This window comes from Arenibacter algicola, assembly GCF_018860365.1.
Lineage (GTDB): Bacteria > Bacteroidota > Bacteroidia > Flavobacteriales > Flavobacteriaceae > Arenibacter > Arenibacter algicola_B.
In genome coordinates, this window is record NZ_JAHKPO010000016.1 from 274 (window position 1) to 23660 (window position 23387).

Consider the following 23387-nt stretch of genomic DNA (forward strand, 5'->3'; position numbering starts at 1 on the left):
TCGAAATCGTTTGTCGAGTCCAGATCCAGGTTTACCGGAATGTTTGTAATGTCGGCCCAATCGTGGGTCACAGTTGAATTATCGAAAGCAAATGTGGTTCCCGTAAGTGTCAGTCCTGCCCCGGCGGTATAGGTGGTGTCATCGTCCCCATCGGCAATATCGGCTGGAATGTTGGCTAAACTAGTCCAATCTGGAATAAAACTAGATAGCTCAGCCTCTGTTACAAATGTGGGGTCTAAATCGACGGAAGGTACGATATTAGCATTTTCAATTATATTTAAAGAGGTTCCGGATAATGTAAAACTCGTTATTAATTCATCGTTGGGATTGGTGCCGGTTGCTGTAATGCCGTCAATTTCGGTTTGTAATTCTTCAATAGCATCTTGTACATTGTTGCTGGTTGTATTTGGTGTGGAAGAAAAAGTGACATCTGCGGCTGCTGGATTTCCACCGCCAGCAAGAGCCGATAAATCGGCTGTGTCCGTATTACCCCCTGTAATGGTTAGTGTTAGAATATTAGTTAAATTATCGAATGTAAAATCAGATATTGTTTGTTCGTCGGTATTGTCCAAATACGGAACCAAACTAATTGGAGCACCGCCATCTTCCAAAGTTAAAGTGTTACCCGCTAGGGTTAATTGTTGGTTATCCGTATTATCCAAATAAGGAGCGAGATTTATCGGAGTGCCACCATCTTCAAGTGTCAATGTATTTCCTGCCAATGTTAATTGTTGATCATCAGCAACAGCACCGCCGGTAGCATTGATTACGTATGGGCTTCCATTGGTTCCATTCCCGCTTATAGTAATATTGGTTCCAGCATTTATTTCTGTTTCAGAACCATCTGTCCTACTATCAACGTAGGCCATGGTGGCTGCATCTTGGGCCGCTACCGGATCTAATAAATCGTTAATTCTATTGCTTCCAGCACTAGTACCATTGCCCAAAACACTGGTCAAGTCTTGATTTCCTCCTACAGATCCTACGGGAGCCCAAGTTACTACTCCCGCTCCATTTGTTGTCATTATCTGATTCGCCGCTCCTGGTTGTATTTTTATAGGCGTAACATTCGCGTTCAATATTTTTGCGGAGCTAACGGAGTTGTCTGCAAGTTCAGCAGTACCCACAGCCCCTGCAGTAATTTCAAGATTTACATCATTAAAGGCCGCATTAATACCATTAGTTATGGTAAGATCATTGGATGTTATGTCTCCTGTGCCTCCAACACCACCCACCTGGGCATCTACATAAGCTTTAGTGGCCGCATCATCGGTCGCAGTTGGGTTTGCAACATTTGTTAATCTGTTAGTGCCAAGACTTACAGGGGCAGCAGCAGCTCCAAACCCACTTAAAGGAATGTTGGCTTTGTCCAATTTATCATTAGTAACTGCATTGTTGGCTATGGTAACCACGCCAGTATTATTAATGGTAGCATCCCCACTCATAGCCACTCCTGTGGCTACATTCCCGGCATTGCCCACAAAGATGTTAGCGCTGTTCAAGCTGCTTACTGCCCCTGCCGCCAGATCTACATACGTTTTAACCGCATTTTGGGTCGGGTAGAGGGTGGTGGAATTGCCTAGGTTCGTATCATCGGATTTATTGGCTACATCTTCTTTGGTGCCAAGTGCTGCAGTGTTGGCCGCAATATCCGCACTGTTTTGGCTAATGTTATTGGCATTGGCCAAGATGTCTCCAATCACCGTATCGGCCACCTTAATGGGGTCCGCCGCCGTACCTGCCCCAGTAATCGTAGTCTGGTCCGTCTGGGTGGCACCGAGCTCGTTCTTGTTTAGCCATACCACATTACCGCCAGCATCGGTTGTCAATATCTGATCGAAGGCCCCGGGCTGCATGTCGCTGGGCTGAATGGTGCCATCAATAATTTCAAGGGTGCCAACAGCGGCCTCCTGTATTTCGTCTTTTCCTACGGTGTTGTCCTGCAACTCGGAGGCGCCAACGGAGTTGGGGGCCAATTGTCTTTCCCCAATGGTGGCCGTTGCAATATCGGCGCCAAAAACGGTTTCGTTAACTATGTTCATCCCTGTAATTTGCCCTACCTTAAGGTCATAGTTATTGCCACCGGTGGAAGTAATTACAACGGTGCCGTCGTCCGAAGTAAAGGTAATGGAGCCGGCCACGGCATCGCAGATGTCTTTCCACTCCGTACCCGTATAGTAATGGATACATTGTATGTCCGTATTGTACACCATGGCACCCGCAGAAGGTATTATGGCATTCATTTGTGCAGTGTTTACACGGGTGATTACCAATACCCTGGAACTACTTTCCAGCTCCAGCACAGAACTAGGGTCTATATTTTGCGGGTTGTCCCCGATCTTAATCTGGGCCTGCACGGCCATTCCCAATAGCAGGCAAAAAAAGAAGTGGATATATTTCATTTTCAATTTTTTTAGTTTTCTCCTACTTTATTTTCGTTCAAGGTTCAAGTTTTTTGCGCCCACAGCCGATGGATTTGTACTTAAATCCATACTACCTTTAAACTAGGGCACTTATACTTTTAAAACAAGGGCTATCAAAAGTAAAATTATCGTAAGATATTCACAGTTTTATCGGGTAAAATACGTTACTACTAGGTGAACTGAAATGTATCCCCGTTAAAAGGGAATAATCTTGCTTTCATAAGGTTTTTTTCCAGCTTCAAAGATGCGTGCGGTACCCTCGCCCTTAAGAATTTTATGGTCTCCGCTCACCAAAATATAGTTGCCTTCGCGGAGGCCTATTACGGGGGTGTTATTAAAGATATGAAATTCACGGATCCTGGTCTCCCTGGTTTCCCCTTTATGTTGGCTATTGGGGTCCGGATCCAAATAATGGGGGTTGAGATTAAAATTCACCACTCCCAAAGTGTCAAAACTGGGTGGGTATACTATGGGCATATCATTGGTGGTCTTCATGCTAGGGCCCGCAATATTGCTGCCCGCGCTGGTGCCTAGATAAGGGGTGCCCGACTCTATTTTTGCCTTCAAAGGATTTATAAGCTGCAATTGGTGCAATTGCTGTACCAAGAGAAACGTGTTTCCCCCACCTGTAAAAATGCCTTCCGCCTGGGCGAGGCCTTCTAGCGGATCTTTAAAGGTATGGAGTCCTCTCACTTTTATATTTATTTTGGAAAAGGCAGTGGCCGCCAAGGCGGTATAGGCATCATGGGATATACCACCAGGCCTGGCGTAAGGAATGAAGGTAATGGTGGAACAGCCTTTAAAAAACGACTGTAATTCTTCCAACAGATATTCCAAATACTCTTGTCCGAATAGGGTAGAGGTACTGGCCAATACTATTTTTTTCATGTGTTCTACTATTTGGGTACGGATAGGCAAGATACAAATTAACAAAAGTTTAAAGGTCTTTATCTTTTTTATGAACCCAACTTGCTTTTTCTTTATCCCGTATTGGAATAAAAGCAGCACTTAAGTTTATTAGTGAAACTCAATTTGGAGAAGTCAGTAAGATGCACTTAAAATTGCAAGTTGAACTAATCCCGCCTTTTTCGGCGGGATCTAGGTTCAATACCTCGACCCTAGGGTCGATTCCTATTATTGGGTTCAGGGCTTGCCCTGAGGTTTAATACCTTTTATTTCTTTAAAGTGATTTAAACTTTATGGATTGAGGCGAACCCGCCCGATCCGGTACGGGCGGGATTTGATGGTTTTGGGCCCATATGAAGGCTTTTTTGAGCTGCATAGCTGGGCTACGGAGCAAAAAAAAGACAGGACGGAGCGTATAAAAATAACCCGGTGGGTTATTTTAGCGAACGGGCCGGCTGGCGCAAGGACGAAAAACGGCGATTTTTTAGCCAATTTGTAAAAGTTAAAAACACTTCTTTGAGAAAAATAGGATATTTGACGCTTAATTTATCTAATTTTAAATAAAAAATGCAAAATAGAATACTCTTCCTACTTTTCTTCTTATGTGTCGCTATGTCTTATTCTCAGGATGATGATCGCCAATATTTAAGAGGGCAGGTACTGTATAGAAATGTGAATGTTCCCAATGAGAATGTCATTAATGTTACTACTGAAATGGCCACGATTACCAATGATAAAGGGGAGTTTGGGATTATGGTGAAAGCGGGCGACCAATTGGTGTTTACGGCTATTAATTACCAGTTGAAGGTGGTAGATATTACCGATGAAATTTTGCAAAATAACAGGCTGGTAGTAGAGGTGACCGAAAAGGTGACCGAATTGGACGAGGTAGTGGTAACACCGGAAAATCAGGAAAAATTTCTTCAGGCCCAAAACAAGGAATTCCTGAATAGGGAATATGATTATGAAACTGACCGTTTAACGGAGGTGGAAAACATTGCCATGTCCAATGCCGACAAGGGTATGAAGGACGGACTTAATTTTGTGAATATTTTTAAAGCGCTAATGCTGGCTACCAAAGGCAGTGATACAGATGTTGAGCGGGAGCCTTTAAAGGTAAGCGAGGTTTTGCGTCAGGTATATGATGATGAATTTTTTGTGCTGGACCTTAAGCTTCCACAAGATAAAATAGACGATTTTTTGTTGTATTGCGATACCCAATTGCCAGAAAGGTCATTGTTGCAAAAGCGCAATGAATTTCAGCTGATAGATTTCCTGGTCACCCATAGCAAGACCTATTTGGAGGGTTTGCAAGCGGAGAAGTAGTTGGTGTTTGCCAGTGGGCAGTAAACAGTAATTAGTTTATTGTTCAAAGTTGAATGTTGAAAGTTCAATGTTCAGATCCATTTTGTCCGGTCGAGCGGAGTCGAGACCTCTTGAAGGAGAGTGAACAGTTGGCAGTAATCAGTTGAAAGTTTCGTATCTAACATCTAAAATCTAATGTCTAGTATCTAATGTCTAACATCTAGTATCTAAAGTCTAGTATTTAACATCTATTGTCTAATATGCCCAGTGTATCAAGTCTATAATAAATTGCTTTCAAGACTTGAACAGGGCAAATAATCCTCAATAAATAGAACGTAGTGCGCATTGTCCCAATATATTTGGTTTTTATATTCTACAGTGTATTTGCACAAGCGCTAATGGCACAGGATTTTTCCAAGACCTTGGAAGGAAAAGTGTATAGTGACGATGGGGATGTTGCTGCTACCCACGTACTTAATACCACCACCAAAAAAGCTGCCATTACCGATATTAACGGATTTTTCTCCATTGTAGTAAGTCTTAACGATACCCTGGTTTTTTCTGCCGTACAGTATAAACGCAAGGAAATTGTGGTCAATGCCAGTATCTTGGAGAGTAAATTTTTATCCGTTCCCCTGGAAGAATCCAATATTGCTTTGGATGAGGTTATCGTTATGCCTTATAACCTAACGGGGGAGTTGGGCAGGGATATGAAAAACATGGACGTGGGACCGGTAATTTCTGCCACCAGTTTGGGGCTGCCCAATGCCCATGTAAAGCCCTTGATGCAGAGTGAAAGATTACTCAGGGAAGCATCTATGGGTCCTTTTTCTATAGGTATGCTGACGAGTATTCCGTTCAATCCGATGATCAATGCCATTACCGGACGCACCAAAATGTTGAAGAAACGCGTGGCACGGGATATTAAGTACAACAAATCCCAACAATTGCGCACCCAATTTGCCGATAGTCTTTTTGTGCTGCAACTTAAAATTCCCTTGGAAAAAATAGACGATTTTTTGTATTACTGTGAGGTCGATGCCAATTTCAACACTATTGTGGATAGTCAGGATTTATTCGCCATTTGGGAGTTTATTAAACAAAAAAGTGTCATTTACAGGAAGAATAATGGGATGGAGTGAGTAATAGTGGTCAATTAACAATTAATAGTGAACAATAAACAGTGAACAGTGAGCAGTGAAAAGTGAACAGTTTAAGGTTTAAGGTTGAATGTTGAATGTTGAAAGTTGAATGTTCAAAGTTTAAAGTTCAAGGTTTTTTTGCAAGGTCCTCCTCGCTGTCGCAAGCGTCACGCTCGTGCCCTAACAAGTCATTTCAAAAGGAAGTGAGAAACCGAAGGTTCACGAATATCTGTAAAATAGAAACGTCATGAGCTAAATCACACAAGTGGCTATAATCAAATATGTGCGACTTCTCAATCGCCCCGAAAAAAAGGCTCATGTCGAAGTGACTGCTGTGTCCGTTCGAGCGTCAGTTCGAGTGAAATGCCGGCAGGCATTTTGTATCGAGAACTTTTGATGGAGAGTGAACAGTAGTCAGTGAACAGTTATCAGTAGGCAGTGAGCAGTGAAAAGTGAACAGTTGAAGGTTTAAGGTTGAATGTTGAAAGTTGAAAGTTGAAAGTTGAATGTTGAATGTTGAATGTTGAATGTTGAATGTTCAAAGTTTAAAGTTCAAGGTTTTTTTGCAAGGTCCCCCTCGCTGGCGCGAGCGTCACGCTCGTGCCCAAACAAGTCATTTCAAACGGAATTGAGAAACCGAAGGTTCACGAATATCTGTAAAATAGAAACGTCATGAGCTAAATCACACAAGTGGCTATAACCAAATATGTGCAACTTCTCAATCGCCCCGAAAAAAAGGCTCATGTCGAAGTGACTGCTGTGTCCGTTCGAGCGTCAGTTCGAGTGAAATGCCGGCAGGCATTTTGTATCGAGAACTTTTGATGGAGAGTGAACAGTAGTCAGTGAACAGTTATCAGTAAGCGGTGAAAGCTGGCTTCGGCTACGCTCAGCCACCGAATGACGAGAAGGTGGCTTCGCCGGAGGGGGTTGGAAGCCGTGGATCTGAGTATTATTAAATGGTAGGAAGGTTTAATATCTAGCATCTAGCGTCAAGCATCTAAAATCTAAAACATAACCCTCGCTGGCGCGTGCGTCACGCTCGTGCCCTAAAAGTCTACTTCTCTATATAATTTTATTTTGCAATACTTCATAAAACCATTTATCTGCCTAGTGGCAGGTTCAAAGTTGAATGTTTATAGTCTAATATCTAGAATCTAACGTCAAGCATCTACAGTCTAGAACCTAACATCTAGCATCTATCATCTCAAACCAACATCTAAAATTTCACATTAATAGTCGCATAAATGGCACAGTCATTGCTTATTTTTGACGGATAAAGAAAGACATGCAATCAATAAAAAAGACCCTTTTAATACTGTTGTTGCCGTTGCTGGCTTTCACGGTGGCCCATAAATTTTACATAAGTGTAACCAGTGTTGAATACTCTGAAAAGGACATGGCACTGCAGATTACGACCAGGGTATTTATAGATGATTTTGAAAAGGTGTTACAGGAGAGGTATGGCGTTAAGGGCAATTTGGCCACCAAAGAGGAGTCTGCCATGGCAGATACCTATATAGAGAAATATTTGAGGACAAAATTTATTATTGAAATCAACGGTAAGCAGGTAGACTTTAATTTTTTGGGAAAAGAATATGATAACGATATTATGATCTGTTATCTGGAAGTTCAGAAAATCGATATTAGCGCTTCCACATCCATTGGCGTGCAGAACGAGGTGTTGATGGATATTTTTGAGGAACAAAAGAATGTGGTGCATTTTAAACTCGGGAACCAAAAAAAGAGCTTTGTTCTTATCCGCGAGAATAATAAAGGAATGTTAAACTTAAAGTAATTAATAACAATGTATCATATAATTGTTAAATTCCCGCGCTAAAAAAATAATTCAAATATGAGGAGAATGAAACATGTTTTTGCTTCACTATTGTTCCTGATTGCGGCACTTGCTGTAGCCCAGGAAGAAGTAAGGACCGAACGGGAGCCCGGACACATTAATCAGAATAAATTTAAGCAGCTTTATGAAGAGTTTGCTACCCCAAACACCTATAGGTCGGCCTCAGGGGCACCGGGACCGGATTATTATCAGCAACAGGCAGATTATAAGATGGATATTGAGCTTGATGATAAAAATGCCAAAATTTATGGTTCCGAAACTATAACCTATACCAATAACTCACCGGATGACCTTACTTTTTTATGGGTACAATTGGATCAGAACGTACGTTCCAAAACTTCCAAATCGCCCTTGCGCGATGATGAGGGTGTGCCAGTGGCGGAGCCCGTGGCCAAGTTTGCTGCTAAATATATGACGGAGCCTTTTGATGGTGGATTCAATATAGAATATGTTAGGGATGCCAACGGTAAAGCCTTGCCCTACGCTATAAACCAGACCATGATGCGAATAGACCTTCCCCAAGTTTTAAAAAGTAAGGGACAGGTTTCTTTTTCCATAAAATGGTGGTACAATATTCCAGACCATACCGTAAATAGGGCTCGTTCTGGATATGAATATTTTCCAAAGGATGGTAATAGGGCTTATGTTATAGCTCAATTCTTTCCAAGAATGGCCGTCTATAGTGATATAGAAGGATGGCAGAACCATCAGTTCTGGGGCAGTGGGGAATTTGCCCTTCCGTTTGGGAATTACGAGGTTAATATTACCGTTCCTGCAGATCATATTTTGGATGGTACCGGAGAGCTTCAGAATATGAAGGAGGTATTTTCCAAGGAAATGATAAGTAGATATGAAAAGGCAAAGAAATCTTATGACAAACCTGTTATCATTGTGAGTCAGGCCGAAGCCGAAGAGGCCGAAAAAGGATTTTCTGAAAAGAAGAAAACTTGGAAGCTAAAGGCAGAAAATGTAAGGGATTTTGGTTTTGCTACTTCGCGTAAATTTATTTACGATATGCAGGCAGTGAAAATAGGTAATAGGGATGTTATGGCCATTTCCATGTATCCAAAAGAAGGCAATCCGTTATGGGAAGAGTATTCCACTAAAGCGGTAGCCCATACCTTGCGCTCCTATTCCGCTCATACTTTTGATTATCCCTACCCTAAGGCAATATCTGTCCACGCCAAGAATCAGGGAATGGAATACCCTATGATCTGCTGGAACTACGGGAGGCCCAACGAAGATGGTACCTACTCTGATAGGGTGAAATACGGCATGATATCCGTAATTATCCATGAAGTGGGACACAACTTTTTCCCTATGATCGTTAATTCCGATGAGCGCCAATGGGGTTGGATGGATGAAGGTCTGGATACCTTTATGCAATATATGGCCGAGCAGGAATTTGGGGTAGCCTATCCCGAGGCCATTGCCCCTAATAGCAAATACCCATCCGGGAGGGGGGAGCCTACCAAGATAATACCCTATATGTCCGGGGATCAAAGTACCATAGCACCTATTATGTCCAATCCGGAGAATGTATATCAATTGGGCAATAATGCCTATGCAAAACCTGCTACCGCATTAAATATTCTTAGGGAAACGGTAATGGGAAGGGAGCTCTTCGATCATGCCTTTAAGACCTATGCCCAACGATGGATGTTTAAACATCCGTCCCCGGAAGATTTCTTTAGGACCATGGAAGATGCTTCGGCCGTAGATTTGGATTGGTATTGGAGAAGTTGGTTCTATACTACCGATTATGTGGATATTGGGGTAAAGGGAGTGAAAAAATATTATGTTTCCGACAAGCCTTCCAAACAAATGAGGGAAATAATGGCGGCAAGGAATATTAAGGAAGAGGATCTGCCTCCCTTGGTTTATTTGGAGGAGGAAGAATCGGAAGATGCCGACGCCAAATTAAAAGGAAAGGCGCCATCAGAAAATTCCAAAACTTTAAAAGAGTTTATGATGGACAATATGTCCGTGGCCGAGAGAAATGCCATCAAGGAGCCCAAATACTTTTACGAGGTTACTTTTAATAAGCCCGGAGGTATTCCTATGCCTTTGATAGTAGAGTATACCTACGCGGATGGTTCCAAGGAAAATGTTACCTACCCGCCGGAAATATGGAGAAAAAATGACCAGGAAGTAAAAAGGGTCGTTGCTTCGGGCAAGGAGTTAGTAGGAATTGAAGTGGATCCAAAAGCCGAAACGGCGGATATAGATACCACCAATAATTCGTGGCCTACCAAAGAGGTTAAATCCGACTTCGAGCTTTTTAAAGAGAATTTAAAAGGGAAATAATTTTTTTGCGAATCGCAGACCTAATATAGAATTAGCATCATATTTAATACCGTTGCTTGAATCTAATTAAAGCCCCGATACCGGATTGCCTAACGGCCTAACAGGTATCGGGGTTTTGTTTTTGTGCGTTATTCTTCTGCGGACCTATCCTCAGAAAGTGCCTTATTATCTCGGAATTAACGGGTATAGGGCTTGTTATCAATGATTTAAAACTAATTTTAGCTTTATTTTATAAGGTTCAGGTGCCCTGAAAAAAGTTAACCATATTTTTTATGCAGCTGTCAAACTTCTCATTATATTTGTGTTATGTTAAGTACGATAATTCTATTTATTAGCGGAGGAGAAATCTTTTTTATCATGTTTATCGTGGTAATGGTTTTTGGCGCCGACAAAATTCCTGGTATAGCCAAGGGATTGGGAAAGGGCATGCGACAACTGAAAGATGCCACGGAGGATATCAAGCAAGAGATTCAGAAGAGTGCCGAGAAGCAGGGTATAGATACCAGCTTTGCAGACGACATCAAGAGCGAAATCAATAAAGTGAAGAAGAACGTTGATGAGGTAACCGGCGTTGTCAAAAGAAAGTAGTATGCTGGACCAACTGTTACAGTGGGACCGGGATGCTTTTATTTATCTAAACAGTTTGGGCATCGAAAACCATGATGTCTTTTGGTCTACCATAACTAATTTCTCTACTTGGATTCCCTTATTTATTTTGTTTATAGTTCTTGTTTTTAGGTCCTACCCTAAAAAAGAAGCGTTTTGGGTTCTTGGTACTACACTTGTTACCTTGACCGTCGTAGCGGCACTTACAGGAATCACCAAAGAATTGGTGGCACGTCTTCGCCCAAGCAATACAGAGGAAATCAACACTTTGATCCGAATACTTAAAAGCCCCTCAGGCTATAGTTTTTTTTCGGGCCATGCCTCAAGTTCATTTAGTATTACCACCGCCTTCTTCCTATTTCTTAAGGATAAATTTAAATGGAGCTGGCTCTTTTTTATATGGCCCCTATTATTTGCTTTAAGTCGCATTTATGTTGGCGTACATTATCCTTTGGATTTGATCGTAGGTGCCTTGGTTGGAATTCTTTTTGCGATTTTTTTCTACCGCTTGTACAATAAGGTTGGAAGGGCAAAGTAAAGTGTTTGGACCCCTCCCCCAAGGGGAGAGGATGTTATTAGTTATACCTTAAGATTTGTTGGTTTAAAAATTATTCCCCCTCATTGCTTGTGCCGCTTTTTTGTAGTTTCAAACCTATTTCCCCCTCCTTGGGAGAGCCTGTCCCGCCTTTTGAGCGGGAGGGTTAGGGGGAGGTGGCAACTATCATAACACCCTACTAAGTGTTAGTCCGTCCCTAATTGGCAATAATACCGTTTCTACCCTAGGATCGTCCCTCAACTTTTTATTGTAATCCATCAAAATTTTGGTAGCCTTGTCCTTTGGGTCCAAAGGTTCCATAACCTTCCCGGACCACAGTACATTATCCGATAGAATTACGCTACCGGGACGACATTTTTTTAAGGTAGCCTCATAGTAGTGGTCGTAACTTACCTTTTCGGCATCAATAAAAACCATATCAAAAACTACGTCCAGCTGAGGTATTATCTCCAGTGCATCACCTGTATGCTGCACAATTTGAGGCCCATAACCACTTTCGTTAAAATACCGTCTTTGCATGGCGTGGAGTTCTTCATTGATATCAATAGTGTGCAATGTACCCTCCTTTTGCAGGCCTTCGGCAAGGCATATGGCGGAGTAGCCGGTGTAGGTACCTATTTCCAAAATATTTTTCGGAGCGCATATCTTGGATAAAAGGCTCAATACCCTACCTTGAAAATGCCCGGTAATCATCCTGGGTTGAATTACCTTTAAATGGGTCTCCCGCGTCAGCCTTTGGAGCAATTCGGGTTCCGATTGTGAGTGGTCGGCAATATATTGTTCCAATATGGAAGATAAAAAATGCATGAGTTTTACTTTGTATATTTAAACCTTCAAATATAATAATCATGCAGGAATTTACCGTAAGAACGGCCACATTGGACGATTTAAAAATACTGTTGTCCTTTGAACAGGAAATTATACGTGCAGAAAGACCTTTTGACGAAACCTTGGATAAGGATCCGATCAGTTATTATGACCTTAGGCAACTGCTATTGTCCGATGAGGCCGAGGTGATGGTGGCAGAGCTGGATTCAAGGATAGTAGGTTCCGGTTATGCATTAATACGGGATGCAAAACCCTATTTGGACCATAAAAAATACACCTATCTTGGCTTTATGTATACCGATGGGGATCAACGTGGCAAGGGAGTTAATAAGGCAATCGTGGATGCTTTGGTGCATTGGTCAAAATCTAAGGGTATCCATGAAATTAGGCTTACGGTGTACAATGAAAATGCCCCTGCCATTAGGGCCTATGAGAAAGTGGGCTTTAAAAAGCATATTTTGGAAATGAGGGTACATGTTGACTGATCAAATTATAGATGTACCAATTACCACTTCTAGCCGTAAATTGTATTTTTACATAAAAATTAGGATATGGAATTTAAAAATTCGTTAGTGTTTGCCCAACAATTGGACGCGGTTGATCCCCTTCGGAAATACCGTGACGAATTCCATTTTCCCAAGGTAAAGGGCAAGGATGTTATTTATTTCACCGGAAATTCCCTAGGATTACAGCCTAAACGCAGCCAAAAGTTTGTAGACGACATAATGAAGGATTGGAAGGACTTGGCCGTGGAAGGTCATTTCCATGCCGAAAAGCCTTGGTGGGATTATCATGAGAGGTTGGCAGCGCCCTTGGCGAAAGTGGTAGGTGCCAAAACTCCGGAAGTATCTGTAATGAATACCCTGACCGTTAACCTTCACATGCTCATGGTCTCTTTTTACAGGCCTACCCAAAAAAGATTTAAGATTATTTGTGAGGAAAAGGCATTTCCTTCAGATCAATATATGTTGAACAGTCAGGTTGAATTTCATGGTTTTGATCCCAAAATGGCCATTGTTGAAGTTAAGAAAAGAACGGGCGAAAATTTTTGGCATACCCAGGATGTTATTGATAAAATTAATGAAGTGGGAGATGAACTGGCTCTTGTCCTCATTGGAGGCGTTAATTACTACAATGGTCAGGTCTTTAATATGGAGGCCATAACCAAGGTGGCTAAGGCCCAAGGAGCATTCGTAGGATGGGATTTGGCCCATGCAGTGGGAAATGTTGGTCTAAATCTGCACGATTGGGGGGTGGATTTTGCCGCTTGGTGCAGTTATAAATATATGAACAGTGGTCCTGGGAACGCTTCCGGGATTTTTGTACATGAGAAATATCTAAATAACAACGAGATCCCTAGATTTGAAGGCTGGTGGGGAACAAAGAAGGAAACCAGGTTTTTAATGAAGCCAGAGTTTGAACCTATGGAAAATGCGGATGCATGGCAGGTAAGTAATCCTCCAGTGCTGTCCCTAGCTCCTTACCTGGCCTCTTTGGAAATGTTCGATGAGGTGGGTATGGAGACCCTGATTTCCAAAAGAAAGCTCATTGTGGCCTATTTGGAATTTATTCTCCAAGAGATAGATAAGGAGACCGATGGATCTTTTGAAATTATTACCCCAAAGGACAGGGGCTGTCAACTTTCCGTGTTTTTGCACGGTCAGGGGAAGGATTTGTTCAACTATCTAATGGAAAATGGAGTTATAACGGATTGGCGGGAGCCCAACGTAATTCGATTGGCACCTGCACCTTTTTATTGTTCATTTGCGGATATGTACAACTTTGGTCAAATCCTTAAGTCGGGAATCCGGGCAAAGGGCTAATCTAAGCATGCACTATCCCTGATATTTTTCTTTTTAATTGCTAAATTTCCGGCCTCAAACCTAAATGTGTTATAACTGCCGAACCCTTTATGAAGTCACTTCGTCTTATTCTTTCCAACCCTAGATATTTTGGTCCTTCCTGGGTATTTGCAAGTATAAATATATTGTTTGGTACCTGGGCCATTTACATCCCCTCGGTCAAGGAAAAATTGGGTATCAATAAGGCCGATTTGGGAATCGCGCTATTTTTCCTGTCTTTGGGGGTGTTTATCGTCTTTCCCGTGGCTGCCAAAATCATTGATAAATTAGGGGTAGGCAAGGCTACCTGGTACGGAATAATTTTCAGTAGTGTAGCGGCTTTGTTTCCTTTGTTGGCGCCCAATTACTATTCTTTAATGGGCGGGCTTTTTTTATTGGGGGCCGGCAACGGATTTACCGATATAGCCATGAATACCTTGGTTACCGAAATTGAAAAGGAAGACCGGCAAAATTTTATGTCGGCTTCCCATGGCTTTTTTAGCTTGGGCGGGGTAATTGCCGGACTGGGCAGTTTTCTGATATTTACGATCAATAATCCGGCATTACATATGCTCTATGCCGTTATTTTGGTACTCGTGGTAAATTTTATATTCCATAAGCACTATAGCCATATTGTAGCGGCCCCGGTTGAAAAGGAGCCTTTTAGCCTCAAATTATTTAAACCGCTCTTGGTTCTTGGAATTATTTCCTTTGTAGTAATGGGGGGTGAAGGGGCTATTGTGGATTGGAGCGGATTGTTTCTGCAGGAAATAAGTATGGCCCCTGAAACATTGATAGGTACCGGTTTTTTGGCATTTTCCGTAATGATGACCTTGGGAAGGTTCTTGGGAGACAGTATTAGTGCTGCCATAGGTCCTATTAAAATAGTGGCCTTGGGAGCATCTATAGCCATTGTAGGTTTTGTCTTTGTTCTTACCACTTATACCTATATGGCCATTGTAGGATTTGCATTTATAGGACTTGGCTTTTCGGTAATTGTTCCGGAGCTCTTTAGGATAGGGGGAACGGTCAAGGGTGTGGATTCTTCCCAAGGGGTGTCCTTTATAGCCGGTACGGGCTATTCCGGTTTCTTAATTGGTCCGGTAGTGCTGGGATTTGTAGCTGAAAGTTATTCCCTCAAGTACACCTTTGTAATTCTAATGGTATGTACTATTATAGTGCTTGCAGCCACTTTAGGGTTGCATAGGAGGGGCAGATAATTGCCGGACCAAATCTTATGGGGTTTTTGAAGTGACTTTAATGTTGGTAAAATATAACTTAAAACTGCCGTCTTCATTTTGGTGCATCTCGGCAATTTTTAGGCCGTTGATATCCGCATAATTTTCCCAAGTGGTGATTAGGGAAGGCTCTGGTTGATTTGATCTTCTAAATACCCATTCCTTTATCATATAATCGTTGCCAAAATAAAAATCATAGGCATCACCCGGAGTATAGCCTCCTTCGTTTCCATAAACAATGGTCAGTTTTTGCATTGGGTTTTTGCTGATAGGGGCAGGCACGTCACTTTTGTGGTCGTAGGTGATATTGTTTTTGTCCCAAGCCAGATTAAATGGAGCCATCAACCAATATTTGTCGTTAATAAATCCACCGTTTATTTTTGTGGCCGTACTGTCCATTGTTTTACGATTATAAGAAATGGTATCTCCTTTGTTGATGGATACAATATCGTTGGTCATGGTATTCCACACCCAGCTGCGCTCGGAATGGCTGTCAGGACGATCCACATTGAATGTAAAAGCAATTTCCTTTACATTTCGGAATTGATCGAATCCATGTGCATTGGCTACCTTGTCCAAAATGGAAAGTTCCATTTTTGGAGCGGCTACTTCTGTTTTTTTATCCGTTTTACAACCAGTTAGGATTAGCGAGAAGCAAAAAACGGCTAGTACTGATTTTTTCATGTTTGGTTTTTATCAAAGATAATAGGTTTTTGGCAAAATTCTTATTCTTGCCCAAATACATTATGGGTACAACTTGAAATAAGGGTGCTTATGGTTTTGTTTTACCAATTATAACAGGTTCGCCCATTAGCGATCATTGGGTGCTTTAAAATTGTAATTTGGAAATATGAGGGGTGTTGTTTTTGTGCCAATTGAATTGAAAGACCTATCAAATAATTTAGCTGCCATAATTCCCAATAAATTCATTATTTTTGAAACTTAATAAGAAATCAAAAAATGAGTTCAAAAAAAGGAAAGATACAAGAGGCAATAGACGAAAAATTGCTTGGCGAAAGAAAAGTATTTCTATGGGGAATGGTAGATGATGATACCGCTAAGCATGTAATCGATCGTTTGTTGTATTTGGATATGCAAAACAACAAAGAAATTCAATTGTACATAAATAGTCCTGGAGGTTATGTTACTTCTGGTTTTGCCATGTACGATACCATTAAAGCGTTAAAGAGTCCGGTATCTACCATTTGCTCCGGTTTGGCAGCCTCTATGGGGTCCATTTTATTATCGGTAGGGGAGAAGGGTAGACGATTTATACAGCCACATGCGCAAGTGATGATACATCAACCAAGCGGTGGTGCCAGGGGACAGGCTTCCAATATAGAGATTCAGGCAAAGGAGATAATTAAGACACGTGAACTCAGTGCTAAAATATTGGCAGAGAATTGCGGTCAGGATTTTGAAAAGGTAATGAAGGATTTTGACAGGGATTATTGGATGAACGCTGAAGAGTCCATTGCCTATGGAATTGTAGACGGAATATTGGAATAACCGCTCTTAGTTTGTTTAAATTATATTTTAGTACGAATTATACAGAAAAGGAAAAGTCCTTCGCAAACTTAATGTGAAGGACTTTTTTATATATGGACGCCTAAGCGGTATGTGTTTTATATACGAGAGGAACCTAGTGTTTGGATGTTCAGGAAAGAAATTTTTTTAAAAAAAGAGATGTTTTGTAGATCCAAGGTTCGGTTCTTTACCTATATGTAGGCATTAATGGCATTTTGTGATGTTATTGCCCCTTTTTTATAGAAGTTACTTTATTTTATTACATTTATTACTTTAACATTTACTTTTCCCTATATACATCAGTATGACACAAACTCCTAAAAAGATTGCTATTATCGGTTCAGGATTGGTAGGATCCCTATTGGCAATTTACCTTCGGAAGTTAGGCCACCAGATAACGGTTTACGATCGGAGACCAGATATCCGAAATGTTGAGTTTTCCGGAAGATCTATCAATTTAGCGATGAGCAATAGGGGTTGGACGGCTTTGAGGGAGGTGGGTATTGAAAATGAAGTAAAGGAAATTGCCATTCCATTGGATAAACGCGCCATTCATGTTGAGGGCCAACCAGAGTATTACCAAAAATATGGAAAGGAAGGAGAGGCCATCTGGTCTATTTCTCGGGGCATATTGAATCGGAGAATGATCGATCTGGCCGAAGAGGCAGGGGTCGTTTTTCGTTTTGAGGAAAAGGTGTGGGATGTAAACCTTCCCGAAGGAAAAATATATACCGGCGCAACGGAGAAAGGGAAGTGGAAGGAATATCTTTACGATATTGTTTTTGGCTGTGATGGGGCATTTTCCCGAGTTAGGCACAAAATGCAACGTAGAAGTAGATTTAATTACTTTCAGGAGTTTATAGATGTTGGCTACAAAGAGCTCACCATACCGGCCAATGAGGATGGCACCCATAAATTGGACAAACATTCTTTTCATATTTGGCCAAGAGGGAAGTTCATGTTTATAGCCATGCCCAACATGGATGGTAGTTTTACATGTACCCTGTTCCTGCCCTTTGAAGGGGAGGTTTCTTTTGAGAAGATAAACACCAAGGAAGAGGCCAAACGCTTCTTTAACACCTATTTTCCAGATGTTACCCCGGTTATTGAAGACCTGACCACAGATTTTTTCAATAACCCCACCAGCGCTTTGGTGACGATTAAATGCTATCCTTGGACGTATTGGGACAAAGTGGCTTTGGTTGGCGATTCCGCCCATGCTATTGTGCCATTTTATGGGCAGGGCATGAATGCCGGTTTTGAGGATATATATGCCCTTAACAAGATTATTGCCAAATATGGAGACGATTGGGAACAAATTTTTAGTACCTATCAAACAGAACGTAAGCCCAATGCCGACGCAATAGCAGAGCTTAGTTATCGGAATTTTGTAGAAATGAGCAGTATGACTGCCGACCCCAATTTTATATTGCAGAAGAAGATTGAAAAGCGTTTTGCCAAAAAATATCCGGACAAATGGGTTCCAGCCTATTCGAGGGTTACCTTTTCAAATAAGCCCTATGTGGAAGCTTTGGCCAATGGGGATGCACAGGAAGAAATAATGAAGCAAATAATGCAAATTCCCAATATAGAAGAGATTTGGGAAAGTGAGGAGATAGACCAAAAGATTCTAAGTCTATTGAGCGAGAAAGAAAAGTACGAAGTATAGGAAAAACAAAAGCCATCTTTTTAAGATGGCTTTTGTTTTTTATTGGTCGTTTTTTCTATAATTTAGAAAAAAGCTTTTGCATTTTTTCTTGTTCCTCTTCAGCCAAAACTGGGTCTACCAAAATTCTTCCACTGTGTTCGTCGCTAATGATTTTTTTGCGTGATGCAATCTCAACCTGAACCTGCGGTGGAATGGTAAAGAAAGATCCTCCTGAAGCACCTCTTTCAATAGGAACTACTGCCAAACCGTTTTTTACGTTATTTCGGATTCTATTGTAAGCCTTTACCAAGCGCTCCTCAATTTGGGATTGGTACTCTTCCGATTTTTTCAAAAGGGCTTTTTCTTCCTTTTCGGTTTCTGCCAAAATAGCGTTCAATTCACTTTTTTTGTGCTTAAGGTGCAATTCCCTTTCGGTTAATCGTTCTTTGGTAGTGGCTATAACCTCTTTTTTCTGCTCTATTTGGGCTTTAAATTCTTTAATATTCTTATCGGCCAATTGAATTTCAAGTTCCTGAAATTCTACTTCTTTGGTCAAAGAATTAAATTCCCTGCTATTGCGGACGTTCTTTTGTTGTTCCGCATATTTTTTGATCAAGACTTTGGCTTCATCAATAAGATTTTTCTTGGCGCCTATCTCGTAGTTAATAGTTTCAACATCGGTTTTAAGCTTATCCATTCTTGTTTTAAGGCCAAGTACCTCGTCTTCCAAATCTTCTACTTCTAGAGGAAGTTCTCCTCTAACATTTCTTATCTCATCAACTCTAGAATCAATTAATTGCAAATCATATAGTGCTCTTAACTTTTCTTCTACTGTTGTTTCTGTCTTTGTTGCCATATTTAAAAATACTTGATGGGATTTGTTTTGCTCTCCGATAAAGAGACTGCAAAATTAGGAATTTTTTTCGTAAGATAATCAACTAAGAGATTTTTTGTAAACTGCTCTGTTTCATAGTGCCCAATATCTGCTAAAAGTATTTTGCCTTCTGCTTCGTAGAATTGATGATATTTTAAGTCCGATGTCACAAAAATATCAGCATTGGCGGCTATTGCGGCAGATATGGCAAAGGATCCGCTTCCTCCCAAAAGTGCAACTTTCTTTATTTTTTTTCCTAGAAAATCTGAGTGTCTTATGCAGGAAACATTCATTTTTTTCTTCAAAAATTCAAAAAATTCCTCTTCGCCCATCGATTTTTCCAGATTTCCTACCATGCCCATGCCAATATTTTGGTTTTTATTTTCCAAAGTTTGTATCTCGTAGGCAACCTCTTCATAGGGATGGTTGTTAAAAAGGGCTTTCAAAATTTTCTGTTCATTTGCCCTGCCATAAGTAATGCTTATCTGGGATTCGTCCTCATAATGGGTTTCCCCAATTTTTCCCAAATAGGGATTGGCTCCCGCATTGGCCTGGTAGCTCCCAATGCCATCTACCGTAAAACTGCAATTGCTATAATTCCCAATATTACCTGCTTCAGCTTGGAATAGAGCGGTTTTAAGGGCGTCGGCATTCACTTTGGGAACATAGGTGGTCAATTTTCTAATGGTGCCCTTCTGTGGGATTAGAATGCTTGTATCCTGTAGTCCCAAAACCTCGCAGATTTTGGCGTTAACTCCTTTATTGCTGTTGTCCAGGGCAGTGTGCATACTGTATATGGCTATGTCGTGTTTAATAGCCTTTATTACTACCCTTTGTACGTAGTTGGAGCCGGTTATTTTTTTTAACCCTCCAAAAATAATAGGGTGGAAACTAACTATTAGATTGCATTTTTTTGCAATAGCTTCCTCCACTACATTTTCTAAAGTGTCCAGTGTTACAAGGATACCGCTTAGCTCGTTCTTGGCACTCCCCACCAAAAGTCCTACATTGTCAAAATCTTCGGCATAATTCAGTGGCGCCAACTCCTCTAGGGTATCTATAACTTGTTTTATGATCATTTTTAAAATTTATGGTCTTCCAAAGATAAAATATTATATTTTCGTTCTAATGCAGCTACTAAGAAAATTAGGCTTTCCCATTTCATTGATATACGCCCTGGTGGTATATCTGCGCAATTATCTTTATGACCTAGGGCTATTGCCTTCCAAAGCCTTTGGGACCAAGACCATTTGTGTCGGGAACCTGAGTGTAGGGGGTACCGGTAAAACCCCAATGATAGAGTTTTTTGTTGCCAATGCTAAAGAGCAGGGTAGAATAGCGGTTTTAAGTAGGGGTTATGGTCGAAAATCCAAAGGCTATTTGTTGGCCAAACCTGGTATAGGGGTAGAGGATTTAGGGGACGAACCCTTTCAGATCTATAAGAAATTCCCCAAAGCCTTTGTAGCGGTAGATGCGGACAGGCAGAATGGTATTTCCATATTGGAGGAAACCGTAGGGCCCGATATAATTTTGTTGGATGATGCCTTTCAACATAGAAAAGTAAGGTGTAACCAATATGTGCTATTAACTTCCTATTCCAATTTATATGTAGATGATTGGTATTTACCTAGCGGGAATTTGAGGGATAGCAAACGGGAAGCAAAGAGAGCCAATATAATTGTTGTTACCAAGTGCCCATCAAATTTGAGCGAATCCGAGCAACAGAGAATCCGGAAAAAATTAAATCCCGGCCCAAGTCAGAGGGTAGTTTTTAGCTTTTTGGAGTATGAAACAACATTAAAAGGTAGCTCAGGGGAAATAGACTTGGCCGAACTTAAAAATAGAAAAGTGACTTTGGTGACAGGGATAGCAAATCCAAAACAGTTGCTAAGCTTCCTAAGTAGTCAAGAAATTGAGTTTGAGCATTTGGCCTACCCTGACCACCATTTTTTTACGGAAAAGGAAATAGCTTTGTTCAATACCAAGGAAATGGTACTTACCACGGAAAAGGATTATGTACGGTTGGAAGGCAAAATAAAAGACCTACACTATATAGGGATACGGCACAAATTCATGAATGGGGGCGAAAAGGTACTGTTGAATTTGATGGGTGAAAGCATTAAGGCTCCTTAGGCTTCAATTTTTTTTTTCACATCAAAGATGTTCTCTCCAATTTTTGAATAGAATACCTCTGGTTTAAAGGGTTTAGTAACTACGTCGTTACAACCTGCAGCATAAAAACTTTCCAAACTGTCATCCAAGGAAATTGCCGTAAGGGCTATAATAGGTACCAATCTATTGAACTTTCTAATTTCAATAGTAGCCTCTTCACCACTAATTCCGGGCATATGGATATCCATAAGGATACAGTCGTAATCCGTTTTTCTCACCATGGCCACGGCTTCCAGTCCGTTGTTGGCAATATCACAGGTTATTTCCTTCTTGTTCAGCATTTTCTTCGTAATCACCTGGTTGATTTTGTTATCCTCCACAATCAATATATGGAGCCCTGTAAAATCGTATTCCACCTCAGTTATTTCGAAGGGGATATCATCAATAAGATCATCCTTGCTTTTTAGATCCAGCTCAAAGAAAAAGGAACTCCCTTTGCCTATTTCACTCTTAAGCCCAATTTTACTACCAAATAGGCCCAACAAGCTTTTTACAATGGTCAAACCTAGACCGGTACCTCCGTATTCCCTGTTAATTTGGATAGAGCCCTGTTCAAAACTGTCAAAAATGGTAAGCTGTCTTTCTTTATCAATACCAATACCATTATCCTTTACTTCAAAATAAATGGTCAGATTTTCTTCTACTTTTTTGGCAAGCTTGGCTATGACCGTAACTTCACCTCCCTTGGTGAATTTTATACCGTTGCCGATAAGGTTTATAAAAATTTGGGAAAGTTTAAGGGGGTCGCCCAAAAGGTGGGACGGAATATCCTCGTCAAATTCCAGTACAATTTTTGTTTTGTTGGCCTTGGCACTTTGATGCAAGGAATTTATGACTTCCGAAAGTACCTTTTTAAGATTGAAATCTATTTGAAGGGCTTCCAACTTGTCAGCGTCAATTTTGTTGATCTGAAGAATGTCATTAATGAAATTTAATAGGTAGTCCCCAGAAAACTTCAACGATTTTAGATGTTCTTTTTGATTTTCACTAGGGTTTTCTTCCAGTAATAAATGTGTTAGACCGGTGACCGCATAAAGTGGTGTTCGCAATTCGTGGCTTACCGTGGAAAGGAAATTGGTTTTGGCCTCCATAGCCATTACCGCAGCATCCCTTGCAGCCTGAAGTTCATTGTTCTTGGTGTGTAATAGATCGTTTGTCTTTAACTTGATCTGGTTGTTCCGGTAAAGCGAAATGGCCAGTATGGAAATTACTATTAAAAAGGCAGCAGTTAAGATTGCCGTTATTTCCGTTCTATTTTTGGATTGGTTAAGTTCTTCTATCTTGGCTTCCTGTCGACCAATTTCATCCTTCATAAATTTTGTTTGGATGTTATCTGCCGTTTTGGTTTCCGCTAAACTTTTCTCTAGGGTAAATATAGAGTCCTTGATGTTCACTATATTTCTGTTGTAGGACAGGGCGGATTCAAAAAGCCCAAGTTTTTCATTGGTCTCTGTTAGTAGCCTATTGGCCTCCAGTACTTCTAGATAAAAATTGTTCGCCTTGGCCAATTTTAAAGCGTCTTGGGCATTTTTAATGCTCTCCTCGTAATTTTCCGTTCTGTTGTGGATCTCTGCCAATTTTATATGTGCCTTGGCGGCCAGGTAGTCCTTCTCGTAGATGTCCGTATTTACGGCCAGGGCATTGAAATTCTTTGTGGCACTTTCGTATTTTTCCAGGTTTAAAAAAATAATTCCCTCTACAAAAAGAATATTGTTCAGTAAATTTCTGTCGTTGTTGATCTGTTTTGCTTCGTTCAGCATAGAGATGGCCAAGAAATTTTTACCGTCCCTATAGGAAATAATGGCATCTATGTATTTATGGGTGGCCTCCCCATAAGGATAGGAAATATCTTTTAAAAGTGATTTTGATCTGTCCGCATAATATTCCGCACTATCATCCTTCTGCAGGCGTAAATATAAAATGGCGAATTTGTGATAGGTGTCTATCAGGGCCTTTTGGTCATTGTTCTTAAAGGCAATTTCCATTGCGGTATTCAGCTCCTCAAGGGCAGGTTCTATTTTATTCTTATTGCCCAATTCCCTCGCTTTATCAAAATGATATTCTATATCCTTCCCCGCAGCTTTGTTTTCCTGGGTATAGGAATGGCTAAAGTAAAAAAACAATAGAACCGTTAGGAGCCACAATTTTCTACCTAAATT

The 23387-nt window shown here is 40.9% G+C and carries 19 protein-coding genes; 12 read left to right on the forward strand and 7 right to left on the reverse strand.

Features of this window, described 5'->3' with window-relative positions:
• Both KO529_RS14860 and pepE read right to left on the reverse strand, forming a co-directional pair.
• Positions 1 to 2402, reverse strand: a 2402-nt coding sequence (locus tag KO529_RS14860) for a beta strand repeat-containing protein (protein ID WP_215948669.1), incomplete at its 3' end; no start/stop codon positions are given.
• A gap of 216 nt (positions 2403 to 2618) precedes the next feature.
• A complete protein-coding gene (gene pepE / locus KO529_RS14865; RefSeq protein WP_215948670.1) occupies positions 2619 to 3311 on the reverse strand; it encodes a dipeptidase PepE in 693 nt (230 codons plus the stop codon).
• 585 nt (positions 3312 to 3896) lie between these two features.
• On the opposite strand from pepE, the gene KO529_RS14870 reads away from it, so the two are divergent.
• The 6 genes from KO529_RS14870 to KO529_RS14895 all read left to right on the forward strand — a co-directional run bounded on the left by KO529_RS14870 (position 3897) and on the right by KO529_RS14895 (position 11082).
• Positions 3897 to 4655: a hypothetical protein gene (locus KO529_RS14870; protein WP_215948671.1), complete on the forward strand. Its 759-nt coding sequence runs from the start codon at positions 3897 to 3899 to the stop codon at positions 4653 to 4655.
• Between the two features lie 377 nt (positions 4656 to 5032).
• Positions 5033 to 5776: a carboxypeptidase-like regulatory domain-containing protein gene (locus KO529_RS14875; RefSeq protein WP_215948672.1), complete on the forward strand. Its 744-nt coding sequence runs from the start codon at positions 5033 to 5035 to the stop codon at positions 5774 to 5776.
• Positions 5777 to 7061: 1285 nt separating this feature from the next.
• Positions 7062 to 7571, forward strand: a complete 510-nt coding sequence (locus KO529_RS14880) for a DUF6702 family protein (protein WP_215948673.1) — start codon at positions 7062 to 7064, stop codon at positions 7569 to 7571.
• 57 nt (positions 7572 to 7628) lie between these two features.
• Complete coding sequence (locus KO529_RS14885) at positions 7629 to 9938, forward strand: M1 family metallopeptidase (protein ID WP_215948674.1); 2310 nt, start codon at positions 7629 to 7631, stop codon at positions 9936 to 9938.
• A 306-nt stretch (positions 9939 to 10244) separates the two neighbouring features.
• The gene (locus KO529_RS14890; RefSeq protein ID WP_215948675.1) at positions 10245 to 10526 is read left to right on the forward strand and encodes a Sec-independent protein translocase subunit TatA/TatB; all 282 of its coding nucleotides are present in this window, start codon (positions 10245 to 10247) and stop codon (positions 10524 to 10526) included.
• 1 nt (position 10527) lies between these two features.
• Complete coding sequence (locus tag KO529_RS14895; RefSeq protein ID WP_215948676.1) at positions 10528 to 11082, forward strand: phosphatase PAP2 family protein; 555 nt, start codon at positions 10528 to 10530, stop codon at positions 11080 to 11082.
• Between the two features lie 183 nt (positions 11083 to 11265).
• On the opposite strand, the gene KO529_RS14900 is transcribed toward KO529_RS14895, so the two are convergent.
• A complete protein-coding gene (locus KO529_RS14900; protein WP_215948677.1) occupies positions 11266 to 11907 on the reverse strand; it encodes an O-methyltransferase in 642 nt (213 codons plus the stop codon).
• 41 nt (positions 11908 to 11948) lie between these two features.
• Here KO529_RS14900 and KO529_RS14905 point away from each other — a divergent pair, with 41 nt between their 5' ends.
• The 3 genes from KO529_RS14905 (at position 11949) to KO529_RS14915 (ending at position 14989) form a co-directional block, all read left to right on the forward strand.
• Positions 11949 to 12413 carry a GNAT family N-acetyltransferase gene (locus tag KO529_RS14905; protein WP_215948678.1) on the forward strand — a complete coding sequence of 155 codons (465 nt, stop codon included), beginning with the start codon at positions 11949 to 11951 and terminating at the stop codon, positions 12411 to 12413.
• 66 nt (positions 12414 to 12479) lie between these two features.
• Positions 12480 to 13751 carry a kynureninase gene (gene kynU / locus KO529_RS14910; RefSeq protein ID WP_215948679.1) on the forward strand — a complete coding sequence of 424 codons (1272 nt, stop codon included), beginning with the start codon at positions 12480 to 12482 and terminating at the stop codon, positions 13749 to 13751.
• Positions 13752 to 13840: 89 nt separating this feature from the next.
• A complete protein-coding gene (locus KO529_RS14915) occupies positions 13841 to 14989 on the forward strand; it encodes an MFS transporter (RefSeq protein WP_215948680.1) in 1149 nt (382 codons plus the stop codon).
• A gap of 15 nt (positions 14990 to 15004) precedes the next feature.
• On the opposite strand, the gene KO529_RS14920 is transcribed toward KO529_RS14915, so the two are convergent.
• A complete protein-coding gene (locus tag KO529_RS14920) occupies positions 15005 to 15691 on the reverse strand; it encodes a hypothetical protein (protein WP_215948681.1) in 687 nt (228 codons plus the stop codon).
• A 276-nt stretch (positions 15692 to 15967) separates the two neighbouring features.
• On the opposite strand from KO529_RS14920, the gene KO529_RS14925 reads away from it, so the two are divergent.
• Complete coding sequence (locus tag KO529_RS14925; protein WP_215948682.1) at positions 15968 to 16516, forward strand: ClpP family protease; 549 nt, start codon at positions 15968 to 15970, stop codon at positions 16514 to 16516.
• A 322-nt stretch (positions 16517 to 16838) separates the two neighbouring features.
• On the forward strand, positions 16839 to 18203 hold the full coding sequence (locus tag KO529_RS14930; RefSeq protein ID WP_215948683.1) for an FAD-dependent oxidoreductase: 1365 nt from the start codon (positions 16839 to 16841) through the stop codon (positions 18201 to 18203).
• A 55-nt stretch (positions 18204 to 18258) separates the two neighbouring features.
• On the opposite strand, the gene KO529_RS14935 is transcribed toward KO529_RS14930, so the two are convergent.
• Together KO529_RS14935 and KO529_RS14940 are read right to left on the reverse strand one after the other, a co-directional pair.
• Positions 18259 to 19038, reverse strand: a complete 780-nt coding sequence (locus KO529_RS14935) for a zinc ribbon domain-containing protein (RefSeq protein WP_031444911.1) — start codon at positions 19036 to 19038, stop codon at positions 18259 to 18261.
• Between the two features lie 2 nt (positions 19039 to 19040).
• The gene (locus tag KO529_RS14940; protein ID WP_215948684.1) at positions 19041 to 20135 is read right to left on the reverse strand and encodes a Nif3-like dinuclear metal center hexameric protein; all 1095 of its coding nucleotides are present in this window, start codon (positions 20133 to 20135) and stop codon (positions 19041 to 19043) included.
• A gap of 49 nt (positions 20136 to 20184) precedes the next feature.
• Between KO529_RS14940 and lpxK the strand changes: the two genes are divergently transcribed.
• Positions 20185 to 21189: a tetraacyldisaccharide 4'-kinase gene (gene lpxK / locus KO529_RS14945; RefSeq protein ID WP_215948685.1), complete on the forward strand. Its 1005-nt coding sequence runs from the start codon at positions 20185 to 20187 to the stop codon at positions 21187 to 21189.
• Here lpxK and KO529_RS14950 read toward each other — a convergent pair.
• Positions 21186 to 23351: a response regulator gene (locus KO529_RS14950; RefSeq protein WP_252734431.1), complete on the reverse strand. Its 2166-nt coding sequence runs from the start codon at positions 23349 to 23351 to the stop codon at positions 21186 to 21188. The genes lpxK and KO529_RS14950 overlap by 4 nt on opposite strands.
• Positions 23352 to 23387 lie beyond the last annotated feature (36 nt).